15 protein-coding genes are annotated in these 15,457 nt (G+C 46.1%); 5 read left to right on the top strand and 10 right to left on the bottom strand.

All coding sequences use genetic code 11. The annotated features are described in order from the left end of the window. Window positions 1-134: 134 nt before the first annotated feature. Window positions 135-1,691: an AbgT family transporter gene (locus AC5O63_RS18610; protein WP_494505877.1), complete on the top strand. Its 1,557-nt coding sequence runs from the start codon at window positions 135-137 to the stop codon at window positions 1,689-1,691. Between the two features lie 111 nt (window positions 1,692-1,802). Further along, on the top strand, window positions 1,803-2,336 hold the full coding sequence (gene tadA, locus AC5O63_RS18605; protein ID WP_494505876.1) for a tRNA adenosine(34) deaminase TadA: 534 nt from the start codon (window positions 1,803-1,805) through the stop codon (window positions 2,334-2,336). A gap of 43 nt (window positions 2,337-2,379) precedes the next feature. Here the strand turns inward: tadA and AC5O63_RS18600 are convergent, their stop codons facing one another. Together AC5O63_RS18600 and mltF are read right to left on the bottom strand one after the other, a co-directional pair. Then, complete coding sequence (locus AC5O63_RS18600) at window positions 2,380-2,514, bottom strand: hypothetical protein (RefSeq protein ID WP_272786552.1); 135 nt, start codon at window positions 2,512-2,514, stop codon at window positions 2,380-2,382. Window positions 2,515-2,721: 207 nt separating this feature from the next. Then, window positions 2,722-4,254, bottom strand: coding sequence for a membrane-bound lytic murein transglycosylase MltF (gene mltF / locus AC5O63_RS18595; RefSeq protein WP_494505875.1), 1,533 nt, complete (start codon window positions 4,252-4,254; stop codon window positions 2,722-2,724). A gap of 315 nt (window positions 4,255-4,569) precedes the next feature. Here mltF and purL point away from each other — a divergent pair, with 315 nt between their 5' ends. Both purL and AC5O63_RS18585 read left to right on the top strand, forming a co-directional pair. Further along, the gene (purL, locus tag AC5O63_RS18590) at window positions 4,570-8,466 is read left to right on the top strand and encodes a phosphoribosylformylglycinamidine synthase (protein ID WP_494505874.1); all 3,897 of its coding nucleotides are present in this window, start codon (window positions 4,570-4,572) and stop codon (window positions 8,464-8,466) included. Window positions 8,467-8,901: 435 nt separating this feature from the next. Beyond that, window positions 8,902-9,252 carry a DUF3622 domain-containing protein gene (locus tag AC5O63_RS18585; protein ID WP_239826348.1) on the top strand — a complete coding sequence of 117 codons (351 nt, stop codon included), beginning with the start codon at window positions 8,902-8,904 and terminating at the stop codon, window positions 9,250-9,252. Between the two features lie 63 nt (window positions 9,253-9,315). Here the strand turns inward: AC5O63_RS18585 and AC5O63_RS18580 are convergent, their stop codons facing one another. From AC5O63_RS18580 to purM, 5 genes are all read right to left on the bottom strand, one after another. After that, the gene (locus tag AC5O63_RS18580; RefSeq protein WP_171322356.1) at window positions 9,316-9,507 is read right to left on the bottom strand and encodes a DUF4250 domain-containing protein; all 192 of its coding nucleotides are present in this window, start codon (window positions 9,505-9,507) and stop codon (window positions 9,316-9,318) included. Further along, a complete protein-coding gene (locus tag AC5O63_RS18575) occupies window positions 9,507-9,713 on the bottom strand; it encodes a YaeP family protein (RefSeq protein ID WP_039478024.1) in 207 nt (68 codons plus the stop codon). Before AC5O63_RS18575 ends, AC5O63_RS18580 begins: the two co-directional genes overlap by 1 nt. A 119-nt stretch (window positions 9,714-9,832) precedes the next feature. Further along, a complete protein-coding gene (locus AC5O63_RS18570) occupies window positions 9,833-10,486 on the bottom strand; it encodes a tellurite resistance TerB family protein (protein WP_494505873.1) in 654 nt (217 codons plus the stop codon). A gap of 119 nt (window positions 10,487-10,605) precedes the next feature. Further along, window positions 10,606-11,247: a phosphoribosylglycinamide formyltransferase gene (purN, locus tag AC5O63_RS18565; protein WP_004742989.1), complete on the bottom strand. Its 642-nt coding sequence runs from the start codon at window positions 11,245-11,247 to the stop codon at window positions 10,606-10,608. A 2-nt stretch (window positions 11,248-11,249) separates the two neighbouring features. Next, entirely contained in the window at window positions 11,250-12,290 is a 1,041-nt protein-coding gene (gene purM, locus AC5O63_RS18560; RefSeq protein ID WP_494505872.1) for a phosphoribosylformylglycinamidine cyclo-ligase, read from the bottom strand. A 178-nt stretch (window positions 12,291-12,468) separates the two neighbouring features. Here purM and upp point away from each other — a divergent pair, with 178 nt between their 5' ends. Then, the gene (gene upp, locus AC5O63_RS18555; RefSeq protein ID WP_239852044.1) at window positions 12,469-13,095 is read left to right on the top strand and encodes a uracil phosphoribosyltransferase; all 627 of its coding nucleotides are present in this window, start codon (window positions 12,469-12,471) and stop codon (window positions 13,093-13,095) included. Between the two features lie 266 nt (window positions 13,096-13,361). Here upp and rluF read toward each other — a convergent pair whose 3' ends face one another. The 3 genes from rluF to AC5O63_RS18540 form a co-directional block, all read right to left on the bottom strand. Then, window positions 13,362-14,393, bottom strand: a complete 1,032-nt coding sequence (gene rluF / locus AC5O63_RS18550; RefSeq protein ID WP_494505871.1) for a 23S rRNA pseudouridine(2604) synthase RluF — start codon at window positions 14,391-14,393, stop codon at window positions 13,362-13,364. Between the two features lie 94 nt (window positions 14,394-14,487). Then, the gene (gene smrA / locus AC5O63_RS18545) at window positions 14,488-15,069 is read right to left on the bottom strand and encodes a DNA endonuclease SmrA (RefSeq protein ID WP_239852037.1); all 582 of its coding nucleotides are present in this window, start codon (window positions 15,067-15,069) and stop codon (window positions 14,488-14,490) included. A gap of 158 nt (window positions 15,070-15,227) precedes the next feature. Further along, a complete protein-coding gene (locus AC5O63_RS18540) occupies window positions 15,228-15,368 on the bottom strand; it encodes a DUF3149 domain-containing protein (protein WP_004742983.1) in 141 nt (46 codons plus the stop codon). Between the last annotated feature and the right edge of the window lie 89 nt (window positions 15,369-15,457).

Below are 15,457 nucleotides of genomic sequence, written 5' to 3'. Positions count from 1 at the left end.
TTGTGATAAGCATTCACTATGGTTTTTTATTTTGCTCACACTTCTAAGCGTGGTTTTACACCCTATATTCTGTTTGATAATGTGCCCGACCAATTTATTAAATGTGACTCAGTTAAAAGTTTAGGATGTCATTTATGAGTGAAATTGCAGCGTCTGAAGCAAAGCCTTCAGGGGTTATCGGGTTCATCGAAAGAGCGGGTAAGAAAATCCCAGATCCAGTGATTATTTTTATGTTCTTGTTTGCGTTTTCTCTGGTTGTTACCGGATTAATGGATGGCGTGAGCTTTGAAACCATGGGCAAGGGCGGGGAAGCCGTTGAGTTCTCGATTAAGAACATGTTAGCGGCGGAAAACTTCCGCTGGATGTTTGAGAACGCGCTATTGCAAAACTGGCTAGCGTTTGGTCATGGCGTACTTGGCGTTATCTTGATTGTAATGCTAGGTGTTGGCATTGCTGAGAACTCTGGACTTTTAACCGCAGTCATCAAGAAAGTAGGTCTAAAGATTAGTGACCGCTTACTTCCACTGTTGGTTGTCTTCCTTGGTATCATGAGTTCTATTGCGGCGGATGCAGGCTACTTAGTGCTGATTCCTCTTGCTGGTCTTCTTTACGCTGGACTAGGCAAAAACCCATTAATCGGTATGGCAGCGGCATTTGCGGGTGTATCGGCAGGCTTTAGTGCTAACTTGCTGCCAGCGACCCCAGTTGATGTTGTTTTAGGCGTGAATGCTAAGATCTTTGCTGAATCTCAAAACATCCCGTTCGTTGGTCGTAACGGTGAAGAACTTAACCCAGCTACCATGCACTACTTCTTCGTTTTGGTGTCCACCTTCTTGCTTGCTGTGGTTGGTGCGTGGGTGACCAAACGCTTTATCACTCCTCGTCTGGAAAAGATGTCTTATCAACTGCCTGAAGAAGTAAACTTTGATGAGTTTGAACTTACCAAGCAAGAGCAAAAAGGTCTGCGTTGGGCTGGTGTTGGCCTAGTAGCGACTTTAGCAGCGATCTATGGCTTGGCGATTGGCCCATTAGCGACTTATACCAATGACGCAGGAAAAGAGGTAACCCCTTACCTAGATAACATCATCCTTCTTATCTCTTTAGTGTTTGCGGTTGTTGGTCTTTGTTTTGGTGTGGCAACAGGCAAGTTCAAGAAGCTGCAAGACGTTGTAAGCGCCATGGTTAAGCAGATGAACACCATGGGTTATGTGTTAGTACTGACCTTCTTCTGTTACAACTTTTTGGCGCTACTTAGCTACTCAGGCTTAGGCACTTACGTGACTTACTTAGGCGCGACTTTCTTACAGTCACTGGGTCTGCAACAGTTCCCTGCGTTAATGCTGCTTGGCTTTATTCTAACTACTGCTGTGATTAACTTGTTCGTTGGTGGTCTAACATCAAAGTGGATGCTGCTTGGTCCAATTTTCGTTCCTATGCTTTATCAGGTTAACCCGAACATGACGCCAGACTTAGTCACCGCGGCTTACCGTGTTGCTGACTCTTCAACCAACATCATTACTCCAATGATGAGCTATGCGGGTGTGGTACTGGCCTTTATGCGTAAGTACAAACCTGAGCTGACATTTGGTGATGTAATTGCCATTATGGTGCCTTACTCTGTTGCTTTCTTGACTCTGTGGTCGGCAGTATTGATTGGTTTCTTTACCTTTGGTTTGCCGTTAGGTTTTTAATCTTACCGAGCTCTCTATTCACAACGCCCAGCTTAAAACGCTGGGCGTTTTGTTATACTCGATTTGAAACGCTATAATCCATCCCCCAAATTAATGCTGCGAGCAAACATAGTGTCTACTGAGCAAGAAGCCCCGAAATTTTCTGAACAAGATCATCATTTTATGCGCTTGGCACTTAAGCTGGCCGAAAGAGCAGAAGCTGAAGGTGAAGTGCCTGTTGGCGCTGTATTGGTAAAAGAGGGCGAAGTGATTGCGGAGGGGTGGAATCAATCCATCGGTGAGCATGATGCGACGGCTCACGCTGAAATGCAGACTCTACGTAAAGCGGGGCAAGCCTTGCAGAACTACCGTTTGTTGGACACGACGCTTTACGTCACTTTAGAACCATGCCCGATGTGCGCAGGTGCACTTCTACACAGTCGAGTTAAACGAATCGTATTTGGGGCGCGCGATCTCAAAGCAGGGGCAGCAGGAAGTGTGTTAAATCTATTTGAGCACCAAGCGGCTTATCACTATGCGGATGTTGAATATGGCTTACTAGAAGATGAGTGCCGTATTCAGTTACAGACATTTTTTAGACGTCGTCGTAAAGAACAAAAAGCGCAGCGTAAAAAAGCGAGAAAGTTGCAGCAGAAGGGGCAGTAGGTTTTCAAGCAAACATCTTGGCTAAGATGTTTGCTCTCTGGGTTTATACAGCGATTAACTGCATAAATGCGCGGTGACGTGCAATCACCTTTTTCTTGTTGTTGCTCAGCATACGCTTGCGGCGGTTTGCGGCAACGGTTTTATTAAGGCGTTTTGACTGCATTTTACGTCTAAGCATAAAACAACCTCCTATTGTGGTTAAAATAAAATCAATCACGAACGGTATCGAAGGTAACTGATATTCAGACGGTTAACGTCTTATACCTGCTCATTGTTACGATTTTAAGAAAGTTCGCAAGTGATCTTCGACACGATATTATATGTGGGCGAGGTAGAGGGAATTCAAGAGCGCAATCTTTAAACAACATTGCGCTCTTAACAGTGACTATTCGTTGCTGCTTTCACTTGCAGAAACAGGCTCTGCCGCTGAGATAGACATGGCGTCTGAGATTGCAGTTTCAGGCACTTGAATTACAGTAAGGTCGTCTATGCTTACGTCGTCGCTAGAGGGCGTCTGCTGCTCAACATGACCAATGATGCTTTGGTAATAGCGACGGATATTTTCTACGTAATTACGCGCTTCATCACCGCGGGCAAAACCATAACGAGTTTGGCTGTAGTATTTCTTTTGACGCAGCAGTGGCAGACGGTCTTTTACATCGGACCACGCATCTGGGTTCCCGCCCTGACGTTTAGTCAGGCGTCTTGCATCCATCATATGTCCATAACCCACGTTATATGAAGCCAGCGCAAACCAGATCTTTTCGTGCTCTTCAATCGAATCAGGAATGCGATCGACCATTCTACGCAGGTACTCTACACCGCCGCGCACTGATTGCTCAGGATCGAGACGGTTAGTCACTCCAACACTTTTTGCCGTTGGTAAGGTCAGCATCATCATACCGCGTACACCAGTCGGAGATTTTGCCACCGGGTTCCAGTGAGACTCTTGGTAAGCCAATGCTGCGACTAAGCGCCAGTCAAATTCATCTGAATACTTCTTAAATAAAGGCGACCATTTAGGCAGTTTGGAATCGAGTGCACGAATGAAGGCGCGAGTATCGACATAATCAAAGCTGCCAATGTGGCCAATGTATTTCTCTTCTAAAGAAGCAAGATGTCCCGATTGATTAACCGCACCGAAAAACTCAATCAATAAGCCATATAAGCTTTCATCCTGAGAAGGGCGCAAGAACCATGAGATAGGTTGGTCTTCAGTCAGTTCGAATGCTAAAGCAATATCAGGGTAGATACGTTGTGATAATGAAACCTCGACCGAATCTGCGACAGTGAATCTAAGTTCCCCTTGAGAGACGGCTTTAAGCAGATCGTTAACGTCAGCATTGGGGTCGATATGGTAAGAAAATTCTGGGTGCTGAGCCTGAATGTCGGTCAGAGTCTTATTGAAGTGAGAATCTCCAACAATACTCAAAACGTCTTTTCCTTCATTTTTCTCAATCAATTCAGCCTGCTTTGCAAGCAACTGCTTTAAGTTTCTTGGACGCCAATTGCCTTTTTTGTAGACCACTTGTTGGCTTACGTAATAGTAAGCAGGGCCTGGACGAAAGTTTTTGAGCCTTTCTGGAGATTGACTCAGCCCCGCGGCAATGATGTCGATCTCTCCTTTTTCTAGAGCAGGGTAAAGGCTAGAAATACGATAAGCAGGCTTCATTTCAAGCTGAACGCCCAATTCATTGGCAAACTCCCGCGCCAATTCATAATCGAGACCCGCAGGGCCATCTGGGCCAATGTAATACGATAGTTGATTATTGAGTGTGCCCACGCGCAGCACGCCACGCTCTTTAATTAAGTCGAGTTCACTTTTAGGTTCAGACTCTATTTGACAGCCAGAAAGCAGCAAAGCGGCAAACATAATTAGGCTCAGTGACTTAAAGTGACTTATATAATACTTCTTCATTAACAACGATCTCATACATCCAGTACGGCATTTATATCAAAGTGTCATAACAAGGCAAGCCAATCAGTGACTAGGCGAGATAAGAGTTCTTAAATTCTTAATCTTGCTGTATTTCAAAATTGACAAAAAAAATGACGCAAACGGTTGCTTTTGGTGTTACATCACAAAAACAATTGCTATATAATGCGCTCGCATCAAAGAGGTGGAATCGGCATAGGTTTGAAAAACCTTCGGGAATAGCTTCGAAGAAAATACAGTAACCCACTGAATTTATTCCAATATCACCTTAATCAATTGCATGAGAGACCTAAGCGCATGAGAATTTTTCGTGGCTCCCCAGCTCTATCTGAATTTCGTGTTAACAAGCTTCTAGAGCTTTGTCGTGAACTAGGCCTACCTGTAACAGGTATTTACGCTGAGTTTGCACACTTTGCTGATCTAACGACAGACTTAGATGCGTCTGAAGTTGAGAAACTAGAAAAACTACTGACTTACGGTCCAACAATTGAAGAGCACGAGCCAGAAGGTCTTCTTCTGCTTGCTACTCCTCGTCCTGGCACTATCTCGCCTTGGTCTTCAAAATCGACTGACATTGCTAATAACTGTGGTCTAGATAAAGTGGTTCGTCTAGAGCGTGGTACGGCTTATTACATTGAAACGTCTGCTGAACTGACAGAGCTTCAATTAGTCGAGCTTAAAGCAATTCTTCACGACCGCATGATGGAAGTGGTTTTCACTGATTTTGAATCTGCACAAGCACTTTTCCAAGTGGCAGAGCCAGCACCAGTGGCGGATGTTGACCTACTTAAAGGCGGCCGCGCCGCGCTTGAAAACGCAAACGTTACCCTAGGTCTTGCACTTGCTGATGACGAAATCGAATACCTTTACGACGCGTTCGTCAACAAGCTAGATCGTAACCCAACAGACATCGAGCTGATGATGTTTGCACAGGCGAACTCGGAGCACTGTCGTCACAAGATCTTCAACGCAGACTGGACTATCGACGGCGTTAAGCAAGAAAAGTCTCTGTTCAAGATGATCAAAAACACATTTGAAACCACACCAGAAAACGTGCTGTCTGCTTACAAAGATAACGCAGCGGTAATGGTAGGTTCGGATGTTGGCCGTTTCTTCCCGAACCCAGAAACACGCCAGTACGGTTACAACCAAGAAAAAGCCCACATCCTAATGAAGGTGGAAACGCACAACCACCCAACGGCTATCTCTCCTTGGCCGGGCGCATCTACAGGTTCTGGTGGTGAAATCCGCGACGAAGGTGCAACAGGTATTGGCGGTAAGCCAAAAGCCGGTCTAGTTGGTTTCACGACATCTAACCTACGCATTCCTGGTTTTGAACAGCCATGGGAAACAGACTTCGGTAAGCCAGGTCGTATCGTTAACGCACTGGATATCATGCTAGAAGGCCCACTTGGTGGCGCTGCGTTCAACAACGAATTTGGTCGTCCAAACCTACTTGGTTACTTCCGTACTTACGAAGAGAAAGTGAACTCTCACGCTGGTGAAGAAGTTCGTGGTTACCACAAGCCAATCATGATTGCTGGTGGTATGGGTAACATCCGTGACGAGCACGTGCAGAAGAAAGAGATCCCAGTCGGTGCAAGCCTAATCGTTCTTGGTGGTCCTGCAATGAATATCGGCCTTGGTGGCGGCGCGGCATCTTCAATGGCGTCTGGTCAATCAGCAGAAGATTTAGATTTTGCTTCAGTACAGCGTGAGAACCCAGAGATGGAACGCCGCTGTCAGGAAGTGATCGACCGTTGTTGGCAGCTTGGCGACGAGAACCCAATCGCATTCATCCACGACGTGGGTGCGGGCGGTATCTCTAACGCACTTCCAGAGCTTGTAGACGATGGCGAACGTGGCGGTATCTTCCAACTGCGTGATGTTCCAAACGACGAACCGGGTATGAGCCCACTTGAGATCTGGTGTAACGAATCTCAAGAACGTTACGTAATGGCGGTTGCACCAGAGAACATGGAAGTATTCGATGCGATCTGTAAGCGTGAGCGCGCACCATACGCTGTAGTAGGTGTGGCAACGGAAGAGCGTGAACTGAAACTTGAAGATTCTCACTTCGACAACACGCCAATCGACATGCCAATGGATGTGCTTCTAGGTAAGACGCCTAAGATGCACCGTGATGCGAAGACGCTAAAAGCGAATAACCCTGCAGTTAACCGTGACGGCATTGAGCTAAACGAAGCGGCAGAGCGTGTGCTACGTCTACCAACGGTTGCGGAGAAAACATTCCTTATCACGATCGGTGACCGCACGGTGACAGGTCTAGTGGCGCGTGACCAAATGGTTGGCCCATGGCAGGTGCCAGTAGCAAACTGCGCAGTAACAGCAGCAAGCTACGACACTTACCACGGTGAAGCGATGTCGATGGGTGAGCGTACGCCAGTGGCTCTACTAGACTTCGGTGCTTCTGCTCGTCTGGCGGTTGGTGAAGCAATCACGAACATCGCAGCGACAAACATCGGTGATATCAAACACATTAAACTGTCTGCGAACTGGATGTCTCCAGCTGGTCACCCTGGTGAAGATGCAGGTCTTTACGAAGCGGTGAAAGCTGTGGGTGAAGAGCTATGTCCAGCACTTGGTCTAACGATCCCTGTGGGTAAAGACTCAATGTCGATGAAGACCAAATGGGAAGAGAATGGCGAGCAGAAAGAAGTAACATCTCCGCTATCTCTAATCATCACTGCGTTTGCTCGTGTTGAAGATGTTCGTAAGACAATCACTCCTCAGCTTCGTACAGACAAAGGTGCTTCAAGCTTAGTACTTATCGACCTAGGTAACGGTCAAAACCGTCTAGGTGCAACAGCTCTAGCGCAGGTTTACAAGCAGCTTGGTGATAAGCCAGCAGACGTAGACAACGCTGCGCAGCTAAAAGGTTTCTACGAAGGCGTTCAAACTCTAGTTGCGAACGATCAAGTAGTGGCTTACCACGATAAGGGTGATGGCGGTCTATTCGTTACTTTAGCTGAGATGGCATTCGCAGGTCACTGTGGTGTTAAAGCTGATATCGCTGACCTAGGCGACGACGCTCTAGCTGCACTATTCAACGAAGAACTAGGCGCAGTACTTCAGGTTAAGAACGAAGATTTAGACGCTGTACTTTCAACGCTAGCAGCAAATGGTCTTGAAGCATGTTCACACGTAATCGGCTCTGTAGAAGCGTCGGACGAGCTAGTGATTACTTCCGGTGAGGCAGTAGTTCTTGAGCGTAACCGTACTGAACTACGTACTATCTGGGCAGAGACAACGCACAAGATGCAAGGTCTACGTGATAACCCGGCATGTGCTGACCAGGAGCACGAAGCGAAGAAAGACAACTCTGACCCAGGTCTGAACGTTAAGCTAAGCTTCGATGTGAACGAAGACATTGCAGCACCTTACATTGCTAAAGGTGCTAAGCCTAAGATGGCAATTCTGCGTGAGCAGGGTGTTAACTCTCATGTTGAGATGGCAGCAGCATTTGACCGTGCTGGCTTTGAAGCAACTGATATTCACATGAGCGACATCCTAACGGGTCAAGCGGTTCTAGAAGAGTACCAAGGCCTAGTGGCTTGTGGTGGTTTCTCTTACGGTGACGTACTAGGTGCGGGTGAAGGTTGGGCGAAATCTATTTTGTTCAACGAGCAAGCTCGTAATCAGTTCCAAGGCTTCTTCCAGCGTGAAGATACTTTCTCTCTAGGTGTGTGTAACGGCTGTCAGATGCTATCAAACCTGAAAGAGCTAATCCCAGGTGCAGATCTATGGCCACGCTTCGTACGTAACGAATCTGAACGCTTTGAAGCTCGCTTCAGCCTAGTGGAAGTTCAGAAGTCTGACTCTGTATTCTTCGACGGCATGGCAGGTTCTCGTATGCCAATCGCAGTTTCTCACGGTGAAGGCCGCGTAGAAGTGCGTGATGCTGACCACCTAGCGGCGATTGAAGCATCAGGTACGGTTGCAGTTCGTTACGTGGATAACCACGGTAACCCAACGCAGCAATACCCGAACAACCCGAACGGTTCGCCAAACGCAATCACAGGTCTAACGACTCAAGATGGCCGTGTGACTATCATGATGCCACACCCAGAGCGTGTATTCCGTACAGTCGCGAACTCTTGGTCTCCTGAAGGTTGGGGCGAGAACGGTGCTTGGATGCGTATGTTCCAAAACGCACGTAAGAACATCGGCTAATTAAGCAGAGATTCGTTCTCTACACTGCAAATAGTAAAGCGCTGGTTGAAAGGCTAGCGCTTTCTTTGTTTAAGGGAGTCTGGAAGCGAGAACGGGCTGCGCCCTATGGAACGCTGCGCTTATGGATAGCGGGAACGGACTTCGTCCTATGGATCGCTTCGCTGCTGGAAAACGAGAGTTGACTCCTCAACCACTAATGAGCAACGTTAGTTATCCAGTTATCCAGTTATCCAGTTATCCAGTTATCCAGTTATCCAGTTATCCAGTTATCCAGTTATCCAGTTATCCAGTTATCCAGTTATCCAGTTATCCAGTTATCCGGCTCTATTTTTGAAAAACTAATAGCCAACAGCCACTTTTTGCGCTCTAATACCGCGCTTGCCAAGGGATGGCTAAATCCCTCAATATTCCATTAGAATCCCTTAGGAAATGAAAATGTCGAACAACAAAAAATTTGCCATTCGTGTTACTGAAAAGCGTAACGGTTGGTGTGCAGAGATCACTCGCCAAGTGACTTCACGTAAAACGTCAGTATCAAAACGTGAAACTGGCTTTGAAACTGAATCAGCAGCACAAGAGTGGGCTGAAAAAGAGCTAGCAGGTTTTATTCAAAACCAAGCTCAACGTAATGAGCGTAAAGGCGAAGCACGTAAAGTTCGCATCGAACGTGAAGAGCGACTAGCTCAAGAAGCCGCTGAGAAGAAAGCACGTTACGAAGAAGCGAAACGCGCAGCCGCAGCGCAAGCTGAACTTGACGATGAAGACGATTTCTTCGAAGAAGAGTAATAAGTCGTCATTCAATAAAAAACCGCCATCGAGGCGGTTTTTTTGTAGCTAATCAAAGACAGATTAGCGGAACTGGCCAGCTTCAGGTAAGAAATCAAATCCAGCAGAGGCTAACTTGGTTTCTAGCGCTGATTTATCAATGTCAAAGAAAGCGACAAGCTTGTCTAAATCACCGCCGAAATCATCACGTAACTTCATGTTGACGATACTCATCAACATGACAGGGTCCATGGTTTCAAAGTTGGCTAAGTTCATTACTTGTCCTCAAAATCTGAGATCAGCAAGTTTGCTGCCGCAAATGCTGCTTTTTCACGAGCCTCTTTAGGCAAAGACTCATCCGCAGCGATGTCGTTTAACGCTCTTACTGCGCATGAAATAGCTTGTGGGACATAGGCTTGATCGCCGCTTCCAATCTGTGCGTACAGTTCGCGCACTAATTCACAACAGCCGTATACTTGCATGGCTTATACTCCGATAAATGATAACTGCTCTCAAATATACACACTCAAATTCGGAAACTCAAAGTGTAAGCTTGTCCTAACGCAAAGCGTACGACGACGTGTTCAAAACCTAAGCAAAATTAATCAGTTTGCAGTTGTTGCTCTAGCTGGAAGGTGACCTCTGGGGCGAGCTGGAGTTGCTTTGCTAGCTCTTGAAGATAAGCCTTTTCCATAAAGTTTTGTTCATCAACCACAATCAAAGAGGCTAGATACACCTCTGAGGCCTGCTGTGGTGATTGAGCAAGCCTTGCTATTTCACCTGGGTCGAGTGGCTTGTTGAGCTCACTGTGAATCAATTGCTGAAGTTGGGTATTGGCCCCTGCTTGAGTAAGAGTGGATTCAATACGTTCCATCTCTTTATTATCGACGTGGCCATCAGCTTTCGCAGCGGCAATCATTGCTTTGATGATCAACTCGTCATGGATATTGTCATTTGAATTAAAGGTTTCTTGTGGAGATGAAGTAGACTGCTTGCCTTGATAGTCGTTGTAGACTTTGTAAGCCAAAGCGCCAAGCGCAGCGACGCCACCAATCTTTAGCGCGTTTTTGCCGACTTTTTTGCCCATCTTTTTACTCTTCTTCGAACCCATTAATAGGCTCACTAAGCCACCACCCACGGCTCCTGCGCCTAAAGACTTTAGAGTGTTTGAATTGGATTGCTGCTTAAGCTGCTGTTGCCCTTTTTGGACAATGTCTGAGCTAAAGGCTTGATTGAGTAGGCTTTTAAGATCCATACGTTACCTCCGTCATTTTTGTCAGGATAAGGTAGCGAAGATGAATGGAGGATTAACAGTCGTAAACAAAAAAGACGAGCATGAGCTCGTCTTTGTATTTGATTGGGTTTAGCAGTGTATTAGTCTTCTGCGTGACCGTGGATTCCAAGCAGCTTACCATCGAGGTAGGCTTCTTTTTCATCTTTCATTACCAAGCGCTCTTCCACTAACCATTTTACCACCATAGGGTAAATACGGTGTTCTTGAGTTTGAACACGTTCAGTCAGTGTCTCGACGGTATCTTCGTCAAAAATAGGCACTTTCGCTTGCAGAATCACAGGACCACCATCAAGTTGCTCTGTCACAAAGTGAACGCTAGTACCGTGTTCTTCATCACCAGCATGGATAGCACGTTGGTAAGTGTTCAATCCAGGGTATTTAGGTAATAGAGAAGGGTGGATGTTAATCATGCGTCCCATATAGTGACGAACGAATTCGCCACTTAAGATACGCATGTAACCCGCAAGCACGATGACATCAGGTTGATACTCATCGATCTGCTTCATCAACTCATGGTCAAAGGCATCACGAGTATCGAATGCTTTAGGATCAAGGAAATGTGCTGCTGAACCTGCTTTCTCTGCTCGTTCTAAAGCATAGACGCCTGCTTTGTTAGAGAATACGGCAGTGACTCGGCCACCTGTAATTTGGGTGTTACAGGCGTCAATAATCGCCTGTAAGTTGGAGCCATTTCCTGAAACTAAAACAACAATACTCTTCATGCTTATTTGATCTCTACTTGTTCTTCGCCTGCTTCAGCGTTTGCGATTTCGCCAATTACCCATGCATTCTCACCTTCGTCCCGAAGAAGCTTAACAGCAGCATCTGCTTGATCTTTTGGTAGAGCAATAACAAGGCCAACACCACAGTTAAATGTGCGGTACATTTCGTGAGTGGTTACGTTGCCTTTTTCTTGTAGCCATTTGAAGATAACGGGCCATTCCCAGCTGTTTCCATCAACAACGGCTTTAGTGCCTTGTGGAAGAACGCGTGGGATGTTTTCCCAGAAACCACCACCTGTGATGTGAGAGATTGCATGGATATCGTGCTTCTCAATCATCTTAAGTGCTGATTTGATGTAGATTTTTGTTGGTTCTAGTAGGTGCTCACCAATAGTGCGGCCTGCTAGTTCTTCGTTTTTGTCTGCACCAGATACTTCAAGAATCTTACGGATCAACGAGTAACCGTTTGAGTGTGGACCGCTTGAACCTACAGCGATAAGTGCATCACCAGCGGCAACTTTAGTGCCGTCGATAACGTCTTCTTTTTCAACAACACCGACACAGAAGCCAGCAACGTCGTAGTCTTCGCCTTCGTACATGCCTGGCATTTCAGCCGTTTCACCGCCGATTAGCGCGCAGCCTGCTTGTACACAGCCGTCTGCGATACCAGATACTACGTCAGCAGCCGTATCGACATCGAGTTTGCCTGTTGCGTAGTAATCTAAGAAGAACAATGGCTCAGCACCTTGTACGATTAGATCGTTGACACACATAGCAACAAGATCAACACCAATAGTGTCGTGCTTTTTCATATCCAGAGCTAAGCGCAGTTTAGTACCAACGCCGTCTGTACCTGAAACAAGAACTGGCTGCTTGTATTTAGTTGGCAGTTCGCATAGTGCGCCAAAACCACCAATACCACCCATTACCTCTGGGCGACGTGTGCGTTTTACTGCACCTTTAATACGGTCAACAAGCGCATTGCCTGCATCGATGTCAACGCCAGCGTCTTTGTAGCTAAGAGAAGTGTTATCAGCACTCACAGGGAAGTCCTCTGGTTTAAAGTTGGATATGAAAACGGCGCTATTCTACCAGTGGATAAACATAGATAGCAAACGTTTGCGCAAGTTTTTTCTTTTGTCATAGAACAAGAAATTGAGAACGAAATCGTTTATAATCTGAAGGTTTGTTTAAAAATCATCACATAAGCCGGAGATGGAAATGAAAGTTGTTGAAGTAAAACACCCTCTTGTTAAGCACAAACTTGGTCTAATGAGAGAAGGTGACATCAGCACTAAGCGCTTTCGCGAGCTAGCTACAGAAGTTGGTAGCCTACTTACTTACGAAGCGACTGCAGACTTTGAAACAGAAAAAGTAACCATTGAAGGTTGGAATGGTCCAGTTGAAGTTGACCAAATTAAAGGTAAGAAGGTAACAGTTGTGCCAATCCTACGTGCAGGTCTTGGTATGATGGACGGCGTTCTTGAGCATATGCCAAGTGCACGTATCAGTGTTGTTGGTATCTACCGTGATGAAGAAACACTAGAACCTGTTCCTTACTTCAACAAACTAGCATCAAACATGGATGAGCGTATTGCGCTGGTTGTTGACCCAATGCTAGCGACTGGCGGTTCAATGATCGCAACAATCGACCTACTTAAAGAGAAAGGTTGTAAAGCGATTAAAGTTCTTGTGCTTGTTGCTGCACCTGAAGGTATTGAAGCACTTGAAAAAGCGCACCCAGATGTTGAGCTATTCACCGCTGCTATCGATGAGAAGCTAAACGACAAAGGCTACATCGTTCCTGGTCTTGGCGACGCAGGCGATAAGATCTTCGGTACAGTATAAGCTGAAGACGCTAAGTGAATGACAAGAGGAGCCGATTGGCTCCTTTTTTTGTTGTATGGAACGGGCTATGCCCTATGGAACGCTGCGCTTATGGGTAGCGGGAACGGACTTTGTCCTATAGAACGCTTCGCTTTTGGAAAACGGGATCGGGCATCCACAAAAAAGGTTGACGCAAAATGCCAACCCTCAAAAATTTCTCCAGCTCTCCAGCTCTCCAGCTCTCCAGCTCTCCAGCTCTCCAGCTCTCCAGCTCTCCAGCTTTTTGCTTATTTCTTCAAACTCAAAGTACCGCCAGAGCGTGGTTTGGCAGGGCGCTGTGATTTGTCACTGGCAGGCTTATAGAAAGTCTTGCCTTTATTTGGCTTAGCTTTAGATTCGCTTTGGTTGCCACTATTGCGACCTTTTTTAGAGTTTGGAGCATGGCGGAACTCATCGGCGTTACGGCCTTTAAAAGTACGATTCTTCTGATTGCGACGTGCTTTAGAGTCTTGGTTCTCTTCGCGGCTATCAAACAGTTTGGCATCGGTCGCTTTGCGAATGCGTTTACCCTTGCTATCTACTTTAGATGCCTCTTCAGTGCCGCTAGAGTCTTCACACATTGCCAGAATCTCAGCCACTTCCGCATCTGTTAGGTAACGCCATTGTCCATTAGGAATCCCATCAAGCGAGATGTTCATAATGCGTACACGGCGAAGCTTGAAGACTTCATAGCCTAATGCTTCACACATACGACGGATTTGGCGATTGAGACCTTGAGTAAGCACAATGCGGAACGAGAATTTAGTCTCTTTAGTCACAGTACAAGGAAGAGTGATGGTATCGAGGATATTCACCCCTGAAGACATCTGCTTAATAAACTCTTCAGTGATCGGCTTATCTACGCGAACCACGTACTCTTTTTCGTGGTTATTACCGGCGCGAAGAATCTTGTTTACGATATCGCCATCGTTGGTTAAGAAGATCAAACCGTCTGAAGGTTTGTCTAAGCGACCAATCGGGAAAATACGTTTCTTGTGGCCAATGAAGTCAACGATATTACCCGGAATATCACGCTCTGTGGTACAGGTAATGCCCGTCGGCTTATTGAGTGCGATGTAAACAGGTTTGTCAGTGGCAGCCGCGATTGGCTTATCATCCACTCGGACGTCATCACCTAGCTGAACCTTGGTGCCCATTTCAGGTACTTTACCATTAATGGTGACGCGGCCTTGCTCGATGAGGCGGTCAGCTTCACGGCGTGAGCAAAAACCTGTTTCGCTGATAAACTTATTGAGGCGCTTAGCGTTATCTTGTGACATGTTGTTCTCCTAACGTTTCACAACGGCGGTTTAAAGGTGTGCTGACTAATATATCAGCACATAGAGGGCGCGCATTCTAGCATTGTGCTACGCGTTAACCCAGTCGTTTTTGGTGACGTTCACGAGTTTCGATCTTTTTCTCGGCGCTTTTTCGTAGTAAGACATACACGGCACCGGTGCCACCATGGAAGCGCTGAGCACTGTGAACACATTGCACTTCTTTAATTTGCATCAGCCATTGAGCGACAAAACTCTTCATAAGTGCTGGTGGGTTAGAACGCTCACCTTTGCCATGAACAATCACCACGGTACGTATATCCATCCGCATACATTGCTTTAAGAACTTAACCACTTCATCGCGTGCTTGTTCGAGCGTGCGCTTGTGTAAATCGAGTCTTGCTTGTATTGGGTATTTCGCAAGACGTAACTTTTTGTACACACCGTCTTGGACGCCATCACGTTTGAACTCGATAATATCGTCAGGCTTTATCATCTCAGCATGATCGATGGACAGATATTCAGGGTCTTCTTCAGTTAACCAAATAGCCGCCTCACGTTTGGCAAGTTGTGCATCGGTTACCTGATGTTGTTTTTTATGTTCTGTCGTATCTTGCTGAAGAGGTTTTACATCGCCCATCATTTGTTGGAATAGGCTTAGGTCATCATCATGAGACATAGCTACATCTCAGAGTAAGAAATCAATACCAACATTATACCTGTGAGGGGATGGGGGGGATCAAGAGTTTGCTAGATGAGAAATAAAAAACCGAAGCAGACAAGGTATCTACTTCGGTGCATAGCGAATGTCTATTCTATGAATAGGGCTAAGCGATTCTAGTGAGGAGATTTGTCGTTCATCACTTTGTAGATGAAGTAACCGCCGTAGAACAGCATTAGACCGAAGGCGCCAAAGATGACAATCATTGAAGATAGACCTACCGCATTACCAAATAGGAGATCAAGCCAAAAGTCCATAAATTCCTCCATGGAGACAAAGTGTGATGACAAGGGTTAAGGTAAACTGTGGTTAAATATGCAACACTGATCTGGATCAATTGTTGTTA

The organism is Vibrio sp. SCP2, from assembly GCF_059295395.1.
The sequence above is the reverse complement of the archived record's forward strand: the minus strand, read 5'-3'. Positions and strand labels throughout refer to the sequence as shown.